General features: G+C 70.7%; 16 protein-coding genes. 7 read left to right on the top strand and 9 right to left on the bottom strand.

Features of this window, described 5'->3' with window-relative positions; genetic code table 11:
* The first annotated feature begins 29 nt into the window (after positions 1-29).
* The 4 genes from AN216_RS09475 (at position 30) to AN216_RS09460 (ending at position 4,255) form a co-directional block, all read left to right on the top strand.
* Positions 30-1,079, top strand: coding sequence for an NAD-dependent epimerase/dehydratase family protein (locus AN216_RS09475; protein WP_070196196.1), 1,050 nt, complete (start codon positions 30-32; stop codon positions 1,077-1,079).
* Between the two features lie 152 nt (positions 1,080-1,231).
* A complete protein-coding gene (locus tag AN216_RS09470) occupies positions 1,232-2,530 on the top strand; it encodes an ABC transporter substrate-binding protein (protein ID WP_070196195.1) in 1,299 nt (432 codons plus the stop codon).
* A 4-nt stretch (positions 2,531-2,534) separates the two neighbouring features.
* Complete coding sequence (locus tag AN216_RS09465; RefSeq protein WP_070196194.1) at positions 2,535-3,440, top strand: carbohydrate ABC transporter permease; 906 nt, start codon at positions 2,535-2,537, stop codon at positions 3,438-3,440.
* A complete protein-coding gene (locus AN216_RS09460; protein WP_070196193.1) occupies positions 3,440-4,255 on the top strand; it encodes a carbohydrate ABC transporter permease in 816 nt (271 codons plus the stop codon). The genes AN216_RS09465 and AN216_RS09460 overlap by 1 nt, the downstream gene beginning before the upstream one ends.
* Before the next feature lie 52 nt (positions 4,256-4,307).
* Here the strand turns inward: AN216_RS09460 and cysD are convergent, their stop codons facing one another.
* From cysD to AN216_RS09430, 6 genes are read right to left on the bottom strand one after another with little or no spacing between them, the layout of a single operon-like run.
* On the bottom strand, positions 4,308-5,243 hold the full coding sequence (cysD, locus tag AN216_RS09455) for a sulfate adenylyltransferase subunit CysD (protein WP_070196192.1): 936 nt from the start codon (positions 5,241-5,243) through the stop codon (positions 4,308-4,310).
* The gene (locus AN216_RS09450) at positions 5,240-6,430 is read right to left on the bottom strand and encodes a glycosyltransferase family 4 protein (protein ID WP_070196300.1); all 1,191 of its coding nucleotides are present in this window, start codon (positions 6,428-6,430) and stop codon (positions 5,240-5,242) included. The genes cysD and AN216_RS09450 overlap by 4 nt, the downstream gene beginning before the upstream one ends.
* Positions 6,430-6,906 carry a hypothetical protein gene (locus tag AN216_RS29125; protein ID WP_070196191.1) on the bottom strand — a complete coding sequence of 159 codons (477 nt, stop codon included), beginning with the start codon at positions 6,904-6,906 and terminating at the stop codon, positions 6,430-6,432. The genes AN216_RS09450 and AN216_RS29125 overlap by 1 nt, the downstream gene beginning before the upstream one ends.
* The gene (locus tag AN216_RS09440; RefSeq protein WP_070196190.1) at positions 6,903-7,826 is read right to left on the bottom strand and encodes a sulfotransferase family protein; all 924 of its coding nucleotides are present in this window, start codon (positions 7,824-7,826) and stop codon (positions 6,903-6,905) included. The genes AN216_RS29125 and AN216_RS09440 overlap by 4 nt, the downstream gene beginning before the upstream one ends.
* 55 nt (positions 7,827-7,881) lie before the next feature.
* Entirely contained in the window at positions 7,882-9,021 is a 1,140-nt protein-coding gene (locus tag AN216_RS09435) for a sensor histidine kinase (protein ID WP_070196189.1), read from the bottom strand.
* Positions 9,014-9,724 carry a response regulator transcription factor gene (locus AN216_RS09430; RefSeq protein WP_070196188.1) on the bottom strand — a complete coding sequence of 237 codons (711 nt, stop codon included), beginning with the start codon at positions 9,722-9,724 and terminating at the stop codon, positions 9,014-9,016. Before AN216_RS09430 ends, AN216_RS09435 begins: the two co-directional genes overlap by 8 nt.
* A gap of 124 nt (positions 9,725-9,848) precedes the next feature.
* Here AN216_RS09430 and AN216_RS09425 point away from each other — a divergent pair, with 124 nt between their 5' ends.
* The 3 genes from AN216_RS09425 (at position 9,849) to AN216_RS09415 (ending at position 12,117) form a co-directional block, all read left to right on the top strand.
* Complete coding sequence (locus AN216_RS09425; protein WP_079166417.1) at positions 9,849-10,565, top strand: glycosyltransferase family 2 protein; 717 nt, start codon at positions 9,849-9,851, stop codon at positions 10,563-10,565.
* A gap of 170 nt (positions 10,566-10,735) precedes the next feature.
* The gene (locus tag AN216_RS09420) at positions 10,736-11,437 is read left to right on the top strand and encodes a TIGR04282 family arsenosugar biosynthesis glycosyltransferase (RefSeq protein ID WP_244502394.1); all 702 of its coding nucleotides are present in this window, start codon (positions 10,736-10,738) and stop codon (positions 11,435-11,437) included.
* Positions 11,434-12,117 carry a class I SAM-dependent methyltransferase gene (locus tag AN216_RS09415; protein WP_070196186.1) on the top strand — a complete coding sequence of 228 codons (684 nt, stop codon included), beginning with the start codon at positions 11,434-11,436 and terminating at the stop codon, positions 12,115-12,117. Before AN216_RS09420 ends, AN216_RS09415 begins: the two co-directional genes overlap by 4 nt.
* Before the next feature lie 64 nt (positions 12,118-12,181).
* Here the strand turns inward: AN216_RS09415 and AN216_RS09410 are convergent, their stop codons facing one another.
* From AN216_RS09410 to AN216_RS09400, 3 genes are all read right to left on the bottom strand, one after another.
* Positions 12,182-12,730, bottom strand: a complete 549-nt coding sequence (locus AN216_RS09410) for a hypothetical protein (protein WP_070196185.1) — start codon at positions 12,728-12,730, stop codon at positions 12,182-12,184.
* Entirely contained in the window at positions 12,727-13,923 is a 1,197-nt protein-coding gene (locus AN216_RS09405; protein ID WP_079166441.1) for a molybdopterin-dependent oxidoreductase, read from the bottom strand. The genes AN216_RS09410 and AN216_RS09405 overlap by 4 nt, the downstream gene beginning before the upstream one ends.
* Before the next feature lie 84 nt (positions 13,924-14,007).
* On the bottom strand, positions 14,008-15,483 hold the full coding sequence (locus tag AN216_RS09400; RefSeq protein ID WP_070196184.1) for a hypothetical protein: 1,476 nt from the start codon (positions 15,481-15,483) through the stop codon (positions 14,008-14,010).
* Position 15,484: the final 1 nt, after the last annotated feature.

The raw sequence follows: 15,484 nt of genomic DNA, 5'->3' as shown, positions 1-15,484 counted from the left end.
CTGACCACGCCCGCGCCTAGCGTGGTCACATGCGGATACTGGTCACCGGAGGAGCCGGCTTCATCGGCTCGCACATCGTGGAAGCGCTCGAGTCGGCGGGGCACGAGGTCGTGTCGCTGGACATCACGCCTGCCGAGCGACCAGGCAGCGTGGTCACGACCGAGGTGCGCGGCGACGTGCGGGACGCCGAGACCGTCGCGAGGGCGCTGGTGGGCGTGGACGCCGTATGCCACCAGGCGGCCCGAGTGGGACTGGGCAAGGGCTTTGAGGACGCCGCCGGCTACGTGAGCGACAACGACCTGGGCACCGCCGTGCTGCTGAGCCAGATGGCCCGCGGGTCCGTGCCGCCTCCGCTGGTGCTCGCCGGCTCGATGGTCGTCTACGGCGAGGGCCGCTACGTCTGCCCCACGCACGGTGTCGTACGCCCCGGGCCACGCGAGCGGGCGGACCTGGACGGCGGCCGTTTCGACCCGCCCTGCCCGCACTGCGCCGCCGCCCTGGAACCCGGTCTGGTGGGGGAGGACGCGCCCTGTGACCCGAGGAACGTGTACGCCACCACCAAGCTGGCCCAGGAACACCTGGCAGCCGCCTGGGCCCGCGCCACCGGCGGCCGTGCGATCAGCCTGCGCTACCACAACGTGTACGGCGAGCGGATGCCCCGGGACACCCCGTACGCCGGTGTCGCCTCGTTCTTCCGCTCCGCGCTGGAGCGCGGCGAGGCTCCCCGGGTGTACGAGGACGGGGCGCAGCGGCGGGACTTCGTACACGTCACCGACGTGGCGGCGGCGAACGTCACCGCCCTGGAGGCACTGGCGCAGGCCGCGCAACCGGCCGGGGAGCTGCGGGCGTACAACACCGGCAGCGGGGAGCCGCACACCATCCGGGAGATGGCCAGCGCGCTGGCCCGGGCGTACGGCGGTCCGGAACCGGTGGTGACGGGGGAGTACCGGCTGGGCGACGTACGGCACATCACCGCCGACTCCCGCGGGCTGCGCGAGCGGCTCGGTTGGCGGCCGAGGGTGGGGTTCGAGGCCGGGATGGAGAGCTTCGCCAAGGCGCCGCTGGGTGCCGTGCGGTGACCGCCGGCACACGGGTGCTGGTGCATGCCCGTACCGGCCCGCCGCACACGTGTGGGGGATCAAGTGGTGCACACAGGTTGACGGAGCGACAGTGCCAGGGCGGCAATAGGGACTCGGCTGTGCGAGGACGCAAGCGTCGAGAGGAGTGATCGATGCCCGAATACGGTTCCACGGAACCGCTGTCCCGGCGCAGACTCATGGGCCTGGCGGGAGGCGCCGCGGCGGCCGTGCCGTTGTCCGCCTGCGGATCGGGGGCGCCGGAGGCCGGGGGGGCCGGGGGCAGCGGGGGAAGCGGCACGGTCAGCGTGTACTGGAACGCGGGGCATGATTACGCGGCCTACCGGAAGGTCATCGCCGCTTTCGAGAAGGAACACGGCGTCAGGGTCCGCATGCAGAAGTACCAGTGGCCGGACATGCGTACCCGCATTCTCGCCGACTTCGCCTCGGGGAACGTTCCGGACCTGCTGGAGAACACCTCCTGGGTTCAGGAGTTCGCGTTGAGCGGGAACGCGCTCAACCTGCAGAAGTACGTCGAGCGGGACGGCGCCGACATCGGCTACCCGGACGACTGGCAGGACGCGACGATCAAGCGGAACACGCACGAGGGCGACACCTACGGAATACAGCTGCACCAGACGTGCAGCCTGCTGCTCTACAACAAGAGGATGTTCCGGGAGGCGAACGTCCGACCCCCCACCACCTGGGACGAGGTGGTGAGCGTCGGGAAGGAGCTGACGCGGGGAGACGTGCACGCCCTCGCCCTCAACCAGGACTACACCTACGCCTGGCCATGGCTGCTGCAGAACGGCGTACGGCACTACGACCCGAAGACGAAGGACCTGCTCATCCCGCGCTCGGCGACCCTGGAAGCCCTCCAGTTCCAGGCCGACCTGGTGCACAAGCACAAGATCTCGCCGGTGCCGGTGCCCAGCACGGACTACTCGGGGCCGCAGAAGCTGCTGTCCGCCGAGCGCGTGGCGATGATCGTCTCCGGGCCGTGGGACCTGGAGCCGATCCGGGCGAGCAGCCCGGAGCTCGAACTCGGCGTCGCACAGGTGCCGAGGAAGGAGAAGCAGTCCACGATCCTCGCCGGGAGCAGCCTGCTGATCCCGGCCAAGGCGAAGAACCCCGATCTCGCCTGGGACCTGATCAAGCGCCTCACCCAGCTCAGCACGGAAATCGCCGTCACCAAGAAGGAAGGCATGCTGATGCCCCGAAAGTCCTGGGCGAAGGACCCGGTGGTGCAGAACGATCCGGTGGCCAACGCCTTCGCGGAGGGATTGACGTACGCCGAGGACGCCTACGAGGACCTGTATCTGACCGGGCATTACGGGGAACTCTCCGGCGAGCTTTTCAAGGTTCTCTACCAGGGCGTCATCATGGAGCGGAAACCGGTCGAGGAGGCGTACGAGAAGTACGTCGACGCCGGCCGCAAGCTGATCGAGGGGTAGCGGTATGGCGGTGCAGCTACCCGGTCGCTTCGCCCGGAGACGTCCGCGCACCCTCAGAGGACGCCAGATCCGGACCGCGTACCTCTTCCTCACGCCCGCGCTGATCTTCTTCGCGGTGTTCTACTACATGCCGATCGCGGACATCGTGAACACCAGCCTGCACACCGGACCGCAGGCCGACGAGTTCAACGGTCTCGGCAACTACGAGAGGGCGTTCGACGACCCGGCGGCACGCAACTCCTTCACCATCACGCTGTTCTTCGCCCTCGGCACGACCCTCGGCGCGATCGTCTTCGGACTGGGCCTCGCGCTGCTGGTGAACCGCCCGCTGCGGGGGCGTACGGCCTTCCGACTGGCGCTGCTGGTGCCGTACCTCACCTCGGTGGCCGTGGTCGGTCTGCTGTGGCGCAACATCCTGCATCCGCACCTGGGCATCCTGAACCGGCTGCTGGAGGAGCTCGGTCTGCCCACCCAGCAGTGGCTGAACACCAACCCGCTGGCCACCATCACCGTGGTCACCGTGTGGCAGATCGCCGGATACACCATGATCCTCTTCCTGGCGGGTCTGCAGGGGATCCCCGAGGTGTACTACGAGGCGGCGTACGTCGACGGCGCCAGCACGGCGCAACGGTTCTGGCGTATCACGCTGCCGCTGCTCACCCCGACGACGCTGTTCGTCACCGTGATGTCCGTCATCACCGGGCTGCAGGCCTTCGGCCAGGCGTACATCATCACCAACGGCGGCCCGGCCAACAGCTCCGACCTGATCGTCTTCCACATCTTCAACGTCGCCTTCGACAGCCGGGACTTCGGCTACTCCTCGGCGTTGTCGGTGCTGCTGCTCATCGTGATCATGGTGTTCACCGCCCTGCAACTGCGTGCCGGACGGCGTCGGGAGGTGCAGTACTGATGACCCGCGGTGTGCGGATCACCATCTACGTGTTGCTGCTGGGAGCCAGCGCGCTGACCGTCGTACCACTGCTCTACATGGTCGCGCTGTCCCTACAGACCGAGGGCGAGACCCTGTCCGGGGAGGCGGTGCTGCTGCCCGAGTCGCCGCAGTGGGGGAACTACGCGACGCTCTTCGAGCAGGCGCCGTTCGGTGACTTCATCCTCAACAGCCTCGTCGTGGCGGGCGGCATCACCGTGGCCCACCTGGTCTTCGACCCGCTGGTGGGCTACGTCTTCGCGAAGTTCGACTTCCCGCTGCGCGACACGCTGTTCTACGCCATCCTGGCGACCCTGATGATCCCCCTGTTCGTCCGGATGATCCCGCTCTACGTGATGATGTCCAACATGGGCTGGCTGAACAGCTATCAGGCGCTCATCCTGCCGTTCCTGATGGACGGCTTCGGCATCTTCCTGATGCGGCAGTTCATGCAGCCCATTCCGGACGACCTCATCCACGCCGCCCGGGTGGACGGCGCCTCGGAGTTCGGCATCTACTGGCGGATCGTGCTGCCGCAGGCGAAACCGGCGATGGCGGTGCTCGGACTGTTCACCTTCGTCTTCCAGTGGAACGAGTTCCTGTGGCCGCTGGTGGCGACCACCACCGAGGACATGCGGACGATCCCGGTCGGGCTCACCCTCTTCAACCAGGAGCACTTCACGCTCTGGCACCTGACCGCGGCCGGCTCGGTGCTGATGTTCGTCCCGACCGCGTTGATCCTCATCTTCAGCCAGCGCTACTTCGTGCGAGGCATCGCGCTGACGGGTCTGAAGTGAGGCGAGGGGCGAACTCACTTCCCCAGGCGGGAGTGAGTTCGCCCCTCGCCCGTCAGAAGTATCCCTCGCGCTTGCGGTCTTCCATGGCGGCCTCGGAGAGTTTGTCGTCGGCGCGGGTGGCGCCGCGTTCGGTCAGGCGGGAGGCGGTGATCTCGGTGATGACCTTCTCGATGGTGTCGGCGTCGGAGTCGACGGCTCCGGTGCAGGACATGTCGCCGACGGTGCGGTAGCGCACCCGGCGCTTCTCGAGTGGTTCGTCCTCGCCGGGTCCGCCCCAGTGGCCGGGGGAGAGCCACATGCCGTCGCGGGAGAAGACCTCGCGCTGGTGGGCGTAGTAGATGGCGGGCAGGTTGATGTCCTCCCGGGCGATGTACTGCCACACGTCCAGTTCGGTCCAGTTGGACAGCGGGAAGACGCGGACGTGTTCGCCGGGGGCGTGGCGGCCGTTGTAGAGCTGCCACAGTTCGGGGCGTTGGCGGCGTGGGTTCCAGCCGCCGAACTCGTCGCGCAGGGAGAAGACGCGTTCCTTGGCGCGGGCCTTCTCCTCGTCGCGGCGTCCGCCGCCGAAGACGGCGTCGAAGCGGTTGCCGTTGATGGCTTCCAGCAGGGGCGTGGTCTGTAGGGGGTTGCGGGTGCCGTCGGGGCGTTCGCGTAGTCGTCCGTCGTCGATGTACTCCTGGACGGAGGCCACGTGCAGGCGCAGGCCGTGCCGGGCGACCTCGGTGTCCCGGTGGTGGAGGACCTCGGGGAAGTTGTGTCCGGTGTCCACGTGCAGCAGGGCGAAGGGCACGGGCGCGGGGGCGAACGCCTTCAGCGCCAGATGGAGCATCACGATGGAGTCCTTGCCACCGGAGTAGAGGATCACCGGCCGCTCGAACTCCCCGGCCACCTCCCGGAAGATGTGCACCGCCTCCGACTCCAACGCATCCAGATGCGCCAACGCGTACGGCTCGTACGGTGTTTCGGGCAGTTGCTCCGGACCGGTCATCGCTGCCCCGCCTTCGTGCCCCGCTCGGCGAGGAGTTCCTCGAACAGCTTCTCCCACTGCGGGTGCACCGCGGCGGGGGCGTAGTCGCGGGCGCTCTCCCGTGCCGTCCCGCCCATCCGCCGCCGCAGGTCCGCGTCGTCCAGCACCGTGCACAGCGCGTCCGCCAGCGCGTCGACGTCCTCCGCCGGCACGAGCAGCCCTTCCTGGCCGTCGGTGAGTACGTCCGCGGGGCCCGTCGGACAGTCGAAACTGACGACGCACAGGCCGTGCGTCATGGCCTCGATCATCACCATCGGCAGGCCCTCGAATCGGGAACTGAGGACGTACACGGAGGACTTGGCCAGTTCCTTGTCCAACTGGGAGGTGTGTCCCATGAGATAGACGTGGTTGTACAAGTGCAGCTTCTCGATCTGCTCCCGCAGCTCGGCCTTCTTCTCCCCGCCGCCGTAGATCCGCAACTGGCTGTCCGGATGCCGCTCGGCGACCTTCTGGAAGGCCGGGAGCAGCATGTCGAAACCCTTCTGCGGGGCGAGCCGGCCCGCCGCCGACACGATCTTCGAGTCGTAGTCGACGGATCTCGGCTCGATCTCGTGCACGGCGTTGGGGATGCGCAGGATACGGGCCTTCGGCAGCAGCTCGCCGTAGTCCTCCCGGTCCCGGTGGGTGAGGACGGCCACGGCGTCGAACTTCGGGTAGTAGTCCTTGATGGACTTTCGTACGTCCGGCCGGTGCACCGAGAGGTTCATGTGCTCCTGTGCCACGCGCACGATGCTCTTCGGCGCGGACCGCGCGACGAGGAAGTTCAGACCGGGACGAGTGGAGACGAGCACGTCGATGTCCCGCACGCCACTGCAGTAGGCCATGATGGCGTCTTCCAGGTGCCGGTTGAAGTACCGGTAGCCGAACTCGCCGCGCGGGATGTGGAGCGGTGCGTCCTCCTTGGGCTTGTCGGACTGGCCGTCGCTCGGCGTGGCCGCCACGGTGGGCGCGCTCGCACCGCGGCTGTCGGTGAGCGCGGTGACCCGCACCCGGGGGTCGAGCGGGAACCGGACCTCGTCCCGGTGCCGTACGGCGCTGACGAGTTCCACCTCGTGTCCCGCGGCGACCAGGGTGTTGGCCTGGTTCATCACGGTGCGGATGGTGCCGCCCATGCCCCAGGCATGTAGTAGGAGATAAGCGATGCGCATCAGCCGATCCACTCCGGCAGTTCGATCTCCCCGGGGCGCAGTGGAATGTCACCGGGCAGGCATTCGACCGACAGGTTGTCCTTGACAGTGTAGAAGGGGCGGACCACGGTCGCGTCCTCGTCGCTCGTGACCGACTGGGCCGGATAGACCATGATCTTCTTCTTGCCCCGGATGTCGTCGAGCTGGCGACCGACACGCAGCCGTGGGGGAGTGCCGGTGCCTGGTTCCAGATGCAGGTCCCAGGTCGCGTCGGCGAGTCCGTCCAGGGCGAGGTCGTCCACCGGGAACGACACCTCGAACCGCGTCCCGTCCAGCGTGGTGTCGTAACTTAGCCGCTGGTCCTCCTGGTCCCGGAGCACCAGCAGCAGTCGCCACCGCTCAGCCGTCTCCCCCGGGATGTGCTCGTGCAGCCGGCCCACCAGCCGGATGCGGCCGTCTCTGGGCCATACCTGTTCGAGTTCGGCGTGTGGTGTCATTCGGACTTCGCGTCCGCCCGCTCATCAAGGTATCCCCAGGACTCGCTGATCTCCCGAAGGACGGCCGGGATCTCCTCGGCGGTCGGCAGCTCCCGACCCGGCTGCACGGAACCACTGCGGATCTTGTCCCGCCAGTCGCCCAGGCCCTTCTTCAGGTCCTCGTCACCACGCGGGCCGTACGACAGCATGTCCTGCTCGAACTTCACGCCCAGGAAGGCACAGATCTGCTGGATCGAGTCCTCCGGGTCGGCGGTCAGCTCCTCGTACCGCACGGTGTGCCCGGAAAGACCCTTGCGAGCCCGCTCGACCGCCTTCATGTAGCGCAGCGCGTCCTCGGCGGCGGACTCCGGGGTGCGCTTCTCGGTGTCCGCCTCATACCACGAGCGGGCGATGGAGACCGGGTGGCGCAGTAGGAAGACGAACCGGGCGTCCGGCCAGCAGGCGGCGATGCGCTTCCAGGCGAAGGCGTTGCTCGGCGTCTTCTCGACGATGAACTCCTTGCCGCTCTTCACCACCTCGCGGTGCATGACGCGGTCCCAGAGCAGGTGCTCCAGGTCCGCGGAGTCCAGGTCGAGTTCCTCCATGGACCTCTTGGCCAGCTGGGTCGAGTGGCCCACGGTCAGGCGCCGGATGTGGAGTTCGTGCGGAGAGTGCAGCTGGGAGTGGCCGTTGAGCAGCACCCGCAGCAGGGTGGAGCCGGAGCGAACGGGTGACATGATGAACACCGGCTGTTTGAGTAGCCGGTCAACCTCCGGGTCGGTGGGAGGTCGGAAGGCGACGGGCTTGGGCCGGCTGGGTGCCTCGGCCTTCTTCTCCGGGGGTTTCTTCGACGCCGGTGATTCCGGCTGCGCGAGGGCTTGCCTGAGCTCCAGACCGGTGGTCTTGCGCAGGGTGGAATTAAGGGTCCGTCGGAGGTTCATCGTTGAAGGCTAGAAGGACGCAAATTGGCGGTCAAGCTGGGACTGTGGGAACGGGTCACACCGCTGCCGAGCCGGGTCCGCCGAGCATCCGCGCCGCCGGCAGGGTGACCTCGAAACGGCAGCCGCCGGGCACGTTCCGTACGGCCGCCCGGCCCGCGTGTGCCTCCACGATGCCCCGTACGATGGCGAGTCCCAGACCGGCACCGCCGGGCGGGGTGCGGGCGTCGCTGCCCCGCCAGCCGGTGTCGAAGACCCGCGGCAGGTCGGCGGTGGGGATGCCGCCGCAGCCGTCGGTCACCGACAGCACCACGGCGTCCGCCCGGCGTTGTGCGGAGACCGCGACCGTGCCGTCGGCCGGGGTCCGGTGGATGGCGTTGATCAGCAGGTTCGCCAGCACCCGGGTCATCTCCTTGCCGTCCACCTCCACGGGCACGGGTTCCACCCCCTCGTCCGCCAGACGTACGCCGCGTTCGCTGGCCAGCGGGTCCGCTCCCGCGATCGCGTCGCTGATCAGGTCGTACGCGGAGACCCGGGTGGGGCTGAGGGAGAGGGAGCCGGCCTGGATGCGGGAGAGTTCGAAGAGGTCGCCGACCATGGCCGACAGCCGCTCGACGTCGCCGCGGATCTGTCGGTGGTAGCGGTGCGGATCGTCCGCGATGCCGTCCTCGAGGGCCTCTGCCATGGCGCGTAGCCCAGCCAGCGGCGAACGCAGATCGTGCGAGATCCAGGCGACCAGCTCCCGACGCGACTCCTCCAGTGTCCGCTCCCGCTCCCTGGAGGCCGTCAGCTTGCTGCTGGTGTCCTCCAACTGACGGGCCAATGAGGCCAGTTCCGCGGGCATGGGCACGGTCGGACGGTCGAAGCCGCCGCCGTCTCCCAGGGTCCGCGCCGCCTGTTCCAGCGACCGGTGCCCGGCTATCACCCAGCGGCCCAGCACCAGCGCCGTCAGCATGGAGGCGGCGGCGGCGACGGCGCACACTGTGGTGACGACGTAGAGGTCGTGCGAGGAGAGGAACATGGCCCAGGCCACCGACAGCGTCCCGGCCAGCATGGCGCCCACCACCACCGCCGTGAGCACGGAGAGTGACACCGCCACCGAGCGGCGGCGCAGTACCCGCAATGCCAGCCCGCCGGCCAGCCCGACGGCCGCCGCCCCCACCGAGGCGTAGAGCGCGATCAGCAGCAGGTCACTCATCAGCGTCCCCCGAGCTGCCGTCGAAGCGGTAGCCGACCCCCCACACCGTGGTGATGAGCCGGGGACACGCCGGATCGGTCTCGACCTTGTGCCGCAGCCGGCGCACGTGCACGGTCACCGTGGACAGGTCCCCGATGTCCCAGCCCCACACCTGCGACATCAGCTCCTGCCGGCTGAACGCCTGCCCGGGATGGCGTAGGAAGTGTGTCAGCAGATCGAACTCGCGGAGCGTCAGCGCGAGCGGGCCGCGGCCGTCCGCGGCGGTACGGGCAGCCGGGTCCAGTGTGAGCCCGCCGCCGTACAGCCGCGGGCCGGCGGAGCGGGTGTCGCCCGCGCGCCGCAGCACCGACTCGACGCGCAGCACCAGCTCGCGGGGACTGAACGGCTTGGTCACGTAGTCGTCCGCGCCGACCTCCAGGCCGAGGATACGGTCCTCCTCGTCGCCACGGGCGGTCAGCATCACCACCGGGACGGGTCCGCCCTCGCGTAGCCGACGGCAGACCCGAAGACCGTCCAGCCCCGGCAACATCAGGTCGAGGACGACGAGGTCGGGCGGGGTGGCGCTGGCGCACCGCAGTGCGGCGGGGCCGTCGGCGGCACGGTCCACGGCGAACCCGGCGCGGTGCAGGTATCCGGCCACCACCTCGGTCACCGTCGGGTCGTCGTCCACGACGAGGATCCGGCGCGGGGAGGGCTCATGCATGCGGTCGAGTTTTGCAGGTACCCGTGTCGGTGACGGAGGTGTATCGCGACGGAGGGTTCGATGTCCGTGTTTCGTAAGGTGAGCTGACCGTTTTTGCCCGTTATGACTTCGTAGGGTGAGGGAGATGACAACGATTCAGCCCCCACCGCCACTCACGTCCGCGCAGTCCAGCCGGCCTTCGCATCCGCCACCCCCGTACGGCGAGGTCGTGCTGCCCTGTCTCAACGAGGCCGAGGCCCTGCCGTGGGTGCTGAGCCGCATCCCGGACGGCTGGCGGGCGCTCGTCGTGGACAACGGGTCGAGTGACGGCTCCGACGAGATCGCCCGGGCGTACGGAGCCCTCGTCGTGCACGAGCCCCGCAGGGGCTTCGGGTCGGCCTGCCACGCCGGACTACGGGCCGCCACCGCCGAGCTGATCGGCTTCTGCGACTGCGACGCCACACTCGATCCGACGGCTCTGCCCTCCGTGGCGGCTGCCGTACGGGACGGCACCGCGGACCTGGTGCTAGCCCGCCGTCGGCCCGTGGCCCGTGGCGCCTTCCCGTTGCACGCGCGGGCGGGCAACCGCGCGCTGTCCACCATGGTGCGGCGACGCACCGGGGTGCGGCTGCACGACCTCGGACCGATGCGGGTGACCCGCCGCCAGCCGATGCTCGACCTCGCGCTCACCGACCGGCGCAGCGGCTACCCGCTGCAGACGGTGGTACGCGCAGCCGACGCCGGATGGCGGATTCTGGAGACCGAGGTGGACTACCTGCCCCGGGCCGGCCGCTCCAAGGTGACCGGCACCTGGCGGGGCACCTGGCACGCCGTGCGCGACATGCGGGCGGTGCTGCGATGACGTACCCGGAAAGGGGAGTCCCGGGGGAAGCGGCGACCACCGCGCCCGCGGCGACCACGGCGGGTCCGGTGGTCCCGGCGGGCCGCCGGCACGGCGCGGGCGGTGACTCCCGATACGACGAGAGGCGAGAAGACGAGGGTCCGGCAGACGATCCCCGAGCTGGCGGGACCATCCTGCTGGTGATCGCCAAGGAACCGGTGCCGGGCCGGGTCAAGACCCGGCTCGTCCCCCCGTACACCCCCACCGAGGCCGCGGAGTTGGCGGCTGCCGCGCTCGAGGACACCCTCGAGGTGGTGGCGCGGGTGCCGGCGCGTCGTCGGGTGCTGGTGTTGTCCGGGAGCACCGGCCCGTGGCTGCCGACGGGCGCGGGCTTCGAGGTCGTGCCGCAGGCGACCGGCGGGCTCGACGAGCGGATCGCCGCGGCCTTCGCGCTGTGCGACGGCCCCGCGTTGCTGTTGGGCATGGACACACCGCAACTCACCGCGGAGCTGCTGGCCCCGGTGACCGGGCCGCGGGCCTGGGACGACTGCGACGCCTGGTTCGGTCCAGCGGTGGACGGAGGGTTCTGGGCGCTGGGCCTCGCCGTGCCGGACCCCGAACTGGCGCGAGGCGTGCCGATGTCCACCCCGCACACCGGAGCCGCCCAGCGGCGGCGGCTCGTCGACGCCGGGCTGCGCGTACGGGACCTGCCTCGGCTGAGGGACATGGACACCGCACCGGACGCCGCCGAGATCGCGCGGCAGGCCAGTGGCGGATTCGCCGCGCGGCACGCGGAGTTGGCGACGCCGGCCCGGGAAACGCGCCGGAGCGGCCCGGAGTCACCGGCCCAGCGGCCGGAACACCCGCGAAGCGGGCGGGGGAGGGACGTATGACCGACGTGTCCCCCTCTGTGCCCCTAGCGCCCGCGGCGACCGTCCCGCCGCCCTGGCATACCGATCTGTACGCCGACGCGCTGCGCACCGGCCGCGGTCCGCTCTTCCTACGCCGCACGGACGGCTGGCTGCTGCCGCTGGACGTGGAGCGCTGGTGCGCGCACGCGGATTTCGCGGACCTCACCGTACTGCAGCGTTGCACCGGGTCGGTGCTCGACATCGGTTGCGGGCCGGGACGCATGGTGGACGCACTGGCTCGGACGGGCACGCTGGCGCTGGGCGTCGACGCCTCTCCGTTCGCCGTGGCGCGTACCCGGCTCCGGGGCGTCGACGCGTTGTGCCGTTCGGTCTTCGAACCGCTGCCGGGGGAAGGACGGTGGGAGAGCGCCCTGCTGCTCGACGGCAACATCGGCATCGGCGGTGACCCCGCCGCACTGCTGCATCGGGCCGCGGAACTCCTCTCTCCCGGCGGCTCGTTGATCGCCGAGGTGGCGCCCGCCGACGTCGAGGAGAGGGTGGAGGTACGCCTGGACAACGGCCGGGGCGTACGCGGCCAGGCGTTCCCCTGGGCACGGGTCGGCGACACGGCGCTACGGCGCCGCGCTGAGGCGGGCGGCTGGAGGGTCACCGAGCACTGGACGGCCGGAGAGCGGGACTTCCTGGCCCTGCGCCGCGACTGACCGGGACTGACCGGGACTGACCGGAAGCGGCACGGGCGGGCCCGGTCGGCCCCCGGAGCCCGGCTCAACGACGTGGGCGTGCTGAGCGTGTTCGCCGTGCCGCCGAGCGCCGTCCCACCGGTGGGGCCGCCCGGTCGCCGGACCGGCGGCCAGGACCCTCGGCCCCGGTCGCCCGCGGCGCCCGACCGCTCGTACGTCCCCGTACGCGGGCGCGTACACCGCCGCCCAGCAGCAGTACCAGGGTGACCACCGCGGTCCCGGCGACCAACGCCGCCCAGTTGTCGGCGTAGTCCAGTGGCAGCACGGAGGGATTACGCCCCTGCCCCTCCCGGATCACCAGCGGGAGCGCCAGCAGGGTCAGCGAGCCGGCCACCACCAGGCCACCGCGCAGGACCCCGAAGGCGTACCCCGGCAGGCGCCGGCGCGGCATCCGCAACCCCAGGCCCACCAACAGCACCGACGGCACCAGCAGCCCGTCGTGCACCGCCACCGCGCCCGCGAGCCAGAGCAGCACCTGCCCCACGGTTCCCGAGCGGGTGTCCAGCAGCAGCCAGCAGCCCACGATCAGCAGCACTGCACCGGCCGCGCCCAGCGTCCAGCGCACCGTGGTCACGACAGCACCTCGATCCGGGAGACCCACTTGGTCTGTAGCGCACCGGGGCGATTGGGGGCGATGAGCCGTGCCGGATAGCCGTGGTCGGCGCTGAGCACCTCGCCGTTCAACCTCAGCGCCAGCAGCGTCAGCGGGTCACGCGCGTACGACTCGCCCAGCTCGGAGACGCCGTAGCCGCCGCGTCGCTGCAGCGACACGATCCGTATCCTGGCACCCGGCGGCGCTCCGGACCGCTCCAGCAGATCCCGTAGCCGGACGCCCTCCCAGTCCGCCACCTTGCTCCAGCCCTCGACACAGGCGATCGGCAACCGCGCCCGGTGCTGCGGCAGCCGGGCCAGTTCGACGCGGGTCAGCTGGTACGTACGGGGGCCGGCCACTCGTAGCCGCCAGTCACGCAGCTCGGCCGGTGGGATGGCGGCCTGGGCGGCGGTGCGGTTGACGGGCAGACCCTGGGTGCCGTGGCCGGGGTGGCGGGGCGCGAGCAACGTGAGGTCCCGCAGCGGGGTGAGGGACTGGCCGACGGACACCGCCGTCACCGCTCCGACGGCGGCGGTCACGCCCCGTAGCAGCGAGCGTCGGTTCGGCTCGTCATCGGCCGGCAGCCGCCGGGTGCCCGGCGAGCGGGCCCGCCAGTGCGCGGTGATCGCCGGTGCCTGTACCGCCAGATGCAGCAGCAGCGCGCCCACCAGGAGCCACGCCAGCGCCCAGTGCACCGAGCGGAACGAGTACGGCCAGGGGTACCACTGGACGGTGTTGAGCAGCCCCAGGAACACCTCCAGCAGCGCGGTGGCGACCAGCACCGCCACCGACAACCGCTCCAGCGCGTGCCGGAGGCCCCGGACCGGTGGACGGACGAAGAGCCTGGGATACACCGTCCACAGCTTCGCCAGCAGCAGCGGGATCGCCGCGGTTCCACTGGCGACGTGCAGCCCCTGGGTCAGTCGGTAGCCCCACACGGGCCGGGTGGGCAGGTCCCCGGCGAGGAAGGCGGGCGGCTCCTGCAGCAGGTGACTGAACAGCCCGGTGCCGAAGCAGAGCAGCACCAGCAGGCCCAGCCAGCGCCCCAGGACGGTCGCCGTGCGGGGGTCGTGGAGGCGGCCGCGAAAGTGCGCGAGCGGCGGCCTCGGTGCGGGCGGGCCGGCGGTGTGGGACCCAGGTGACCTGTCAGACCCGGGCGGGGTCGGGTGTTCCATGCCTTCCATCCCACCGTGTTCCGGTGGCGTCTCCGAGAGTTCTGAGGGTTACGAAACACGGACGTCGTGACTCGGAGCCAGCCGTCACCAGCCGGTGAACAACAGGTGGTTCAGCGTCAGCGGCACCGCCGCCTGCACCGCCAGCCACCAGCGGTGGCCACGCGTGGGCAGCAGGGCGGCGGCCGGGAGGAGCCACAGGGTGAACGGCAACCAGATCCGTTCCGTCTCGGCCTTGCTCATACCCGAGAGATCCGCCGCGAGCACGGCCGCCGCCGCTCCCGCGACCAGCAGCACCAGCGCCGCCTCGCCCCGTGCGGGCGCTCGGCGTAGCCCCCGCACCGCTCCTGGCAGAGCCCCTCCGGCATGTCGCAGGGCCGCCGCGGTGGCCAGCCCGACGACGGCGACGTTGGCCGCCAGATTGGCCCAGACGAAATAGCCGTACGGACGGAACCGGGCCGAGCCCTGGTAGTAGCGCTCGACCAGGGTGGTGTAGCCGTCGAACCACCAGAACCCGGCCGCCGTGAACGCGATGACCCACGGCAGCATGCCCAGCAACACGTACGGCACCGGGCGCGCCGTACGCGCGGCAGCCAGCACCGCCAGACACACCAGGCCCAGCAGCACCAGGCCGTACGAGAGGTACAGCACCAGCCCGAACAGCAGGCCCGCGCCCACCGCCGCGGCCCGGGGCGCGCGTGCCCGACGCGTCGCGGCCAGCGCCAGCAGCGCCACGCCCCAGGCGCCGACGCCCATGAAGTAGGCGTCGGCGGACACCCCGAACCAGACGGCCGCCGGCGCCAGTACGACGAACGGCGCCGCCCGGCGGGCGAGGAGCTCGCCGCCGCCCAGGCCGTCGGCGGAGCCGCCCTTCCTGGCTCCGTCCGAGCCGTCCTCGGCGGTACCGTCGCTCCCCGAGTCGCCCAGTGCCCGTACGGTCAGCAGTACGGCCACGGCGGCCGAGGAGGCCAGGGTGACGCACCAGACGGCCGCCCATCCGCCGCCCGCCAGCCCGATCCGGTCCAGGCCGACGAAGGTGAGCAGCGCGCCCGGCGGGTGCCCGGCGACGTGCGGCGGCCAGTTGTCGGGACTGTTCAGCAGGATGTGATCGGTGAACGTGCGCACGGTGTGCCCGATGTCGTGCACGTCCGGGACGGACTGGAGGTACTCGTACTTCGTGGTCAGCCGCTCCGCCACGCCCCGCTGCCAGCCGTCGATCAGCGCCAGCGACCAGGTCCACAGCAGCGAGCCGACCCACCCGGCGAGCAGCACCCCGCGCCAGGACAGCCGACGGGCCAGCACCGGTCCGTACGCCACCACCAGCAGCGCGACCAGCGGCGCCGCCACCGTCCCGGGACCCACGTGGGGATCCCAGTACGCGTAGAGCGGTGGCCACCGGATGTGCAGGACGTCCTCCTCCGCCCGGATGGCCCGCCCGACGAACAGCGCGGTGAGGAAGAGCAGCAGCGCCGCTCCGGCGGCGTACAGGTCGCGGCGGGACACCCCGCGGATTCGGCTGGTGCGCGGCTCGGCGGGATCGCGGACATCCTGGGTCGTACACACG

This window comes from Streptomyces oceani, assembly GCF_001751245.1.
Lineage (GTDB): Bacteria > Actinomycetota > Actinomycetes > Streptomycetales > Streptomycetaceae > Streptomyces > Streptomyces oceani.
The sequence above is the reverse complement of the archived record's forward strand: the minus strand, read 5'-3'. Positions and strand labels throughout refer to the sequence as shown.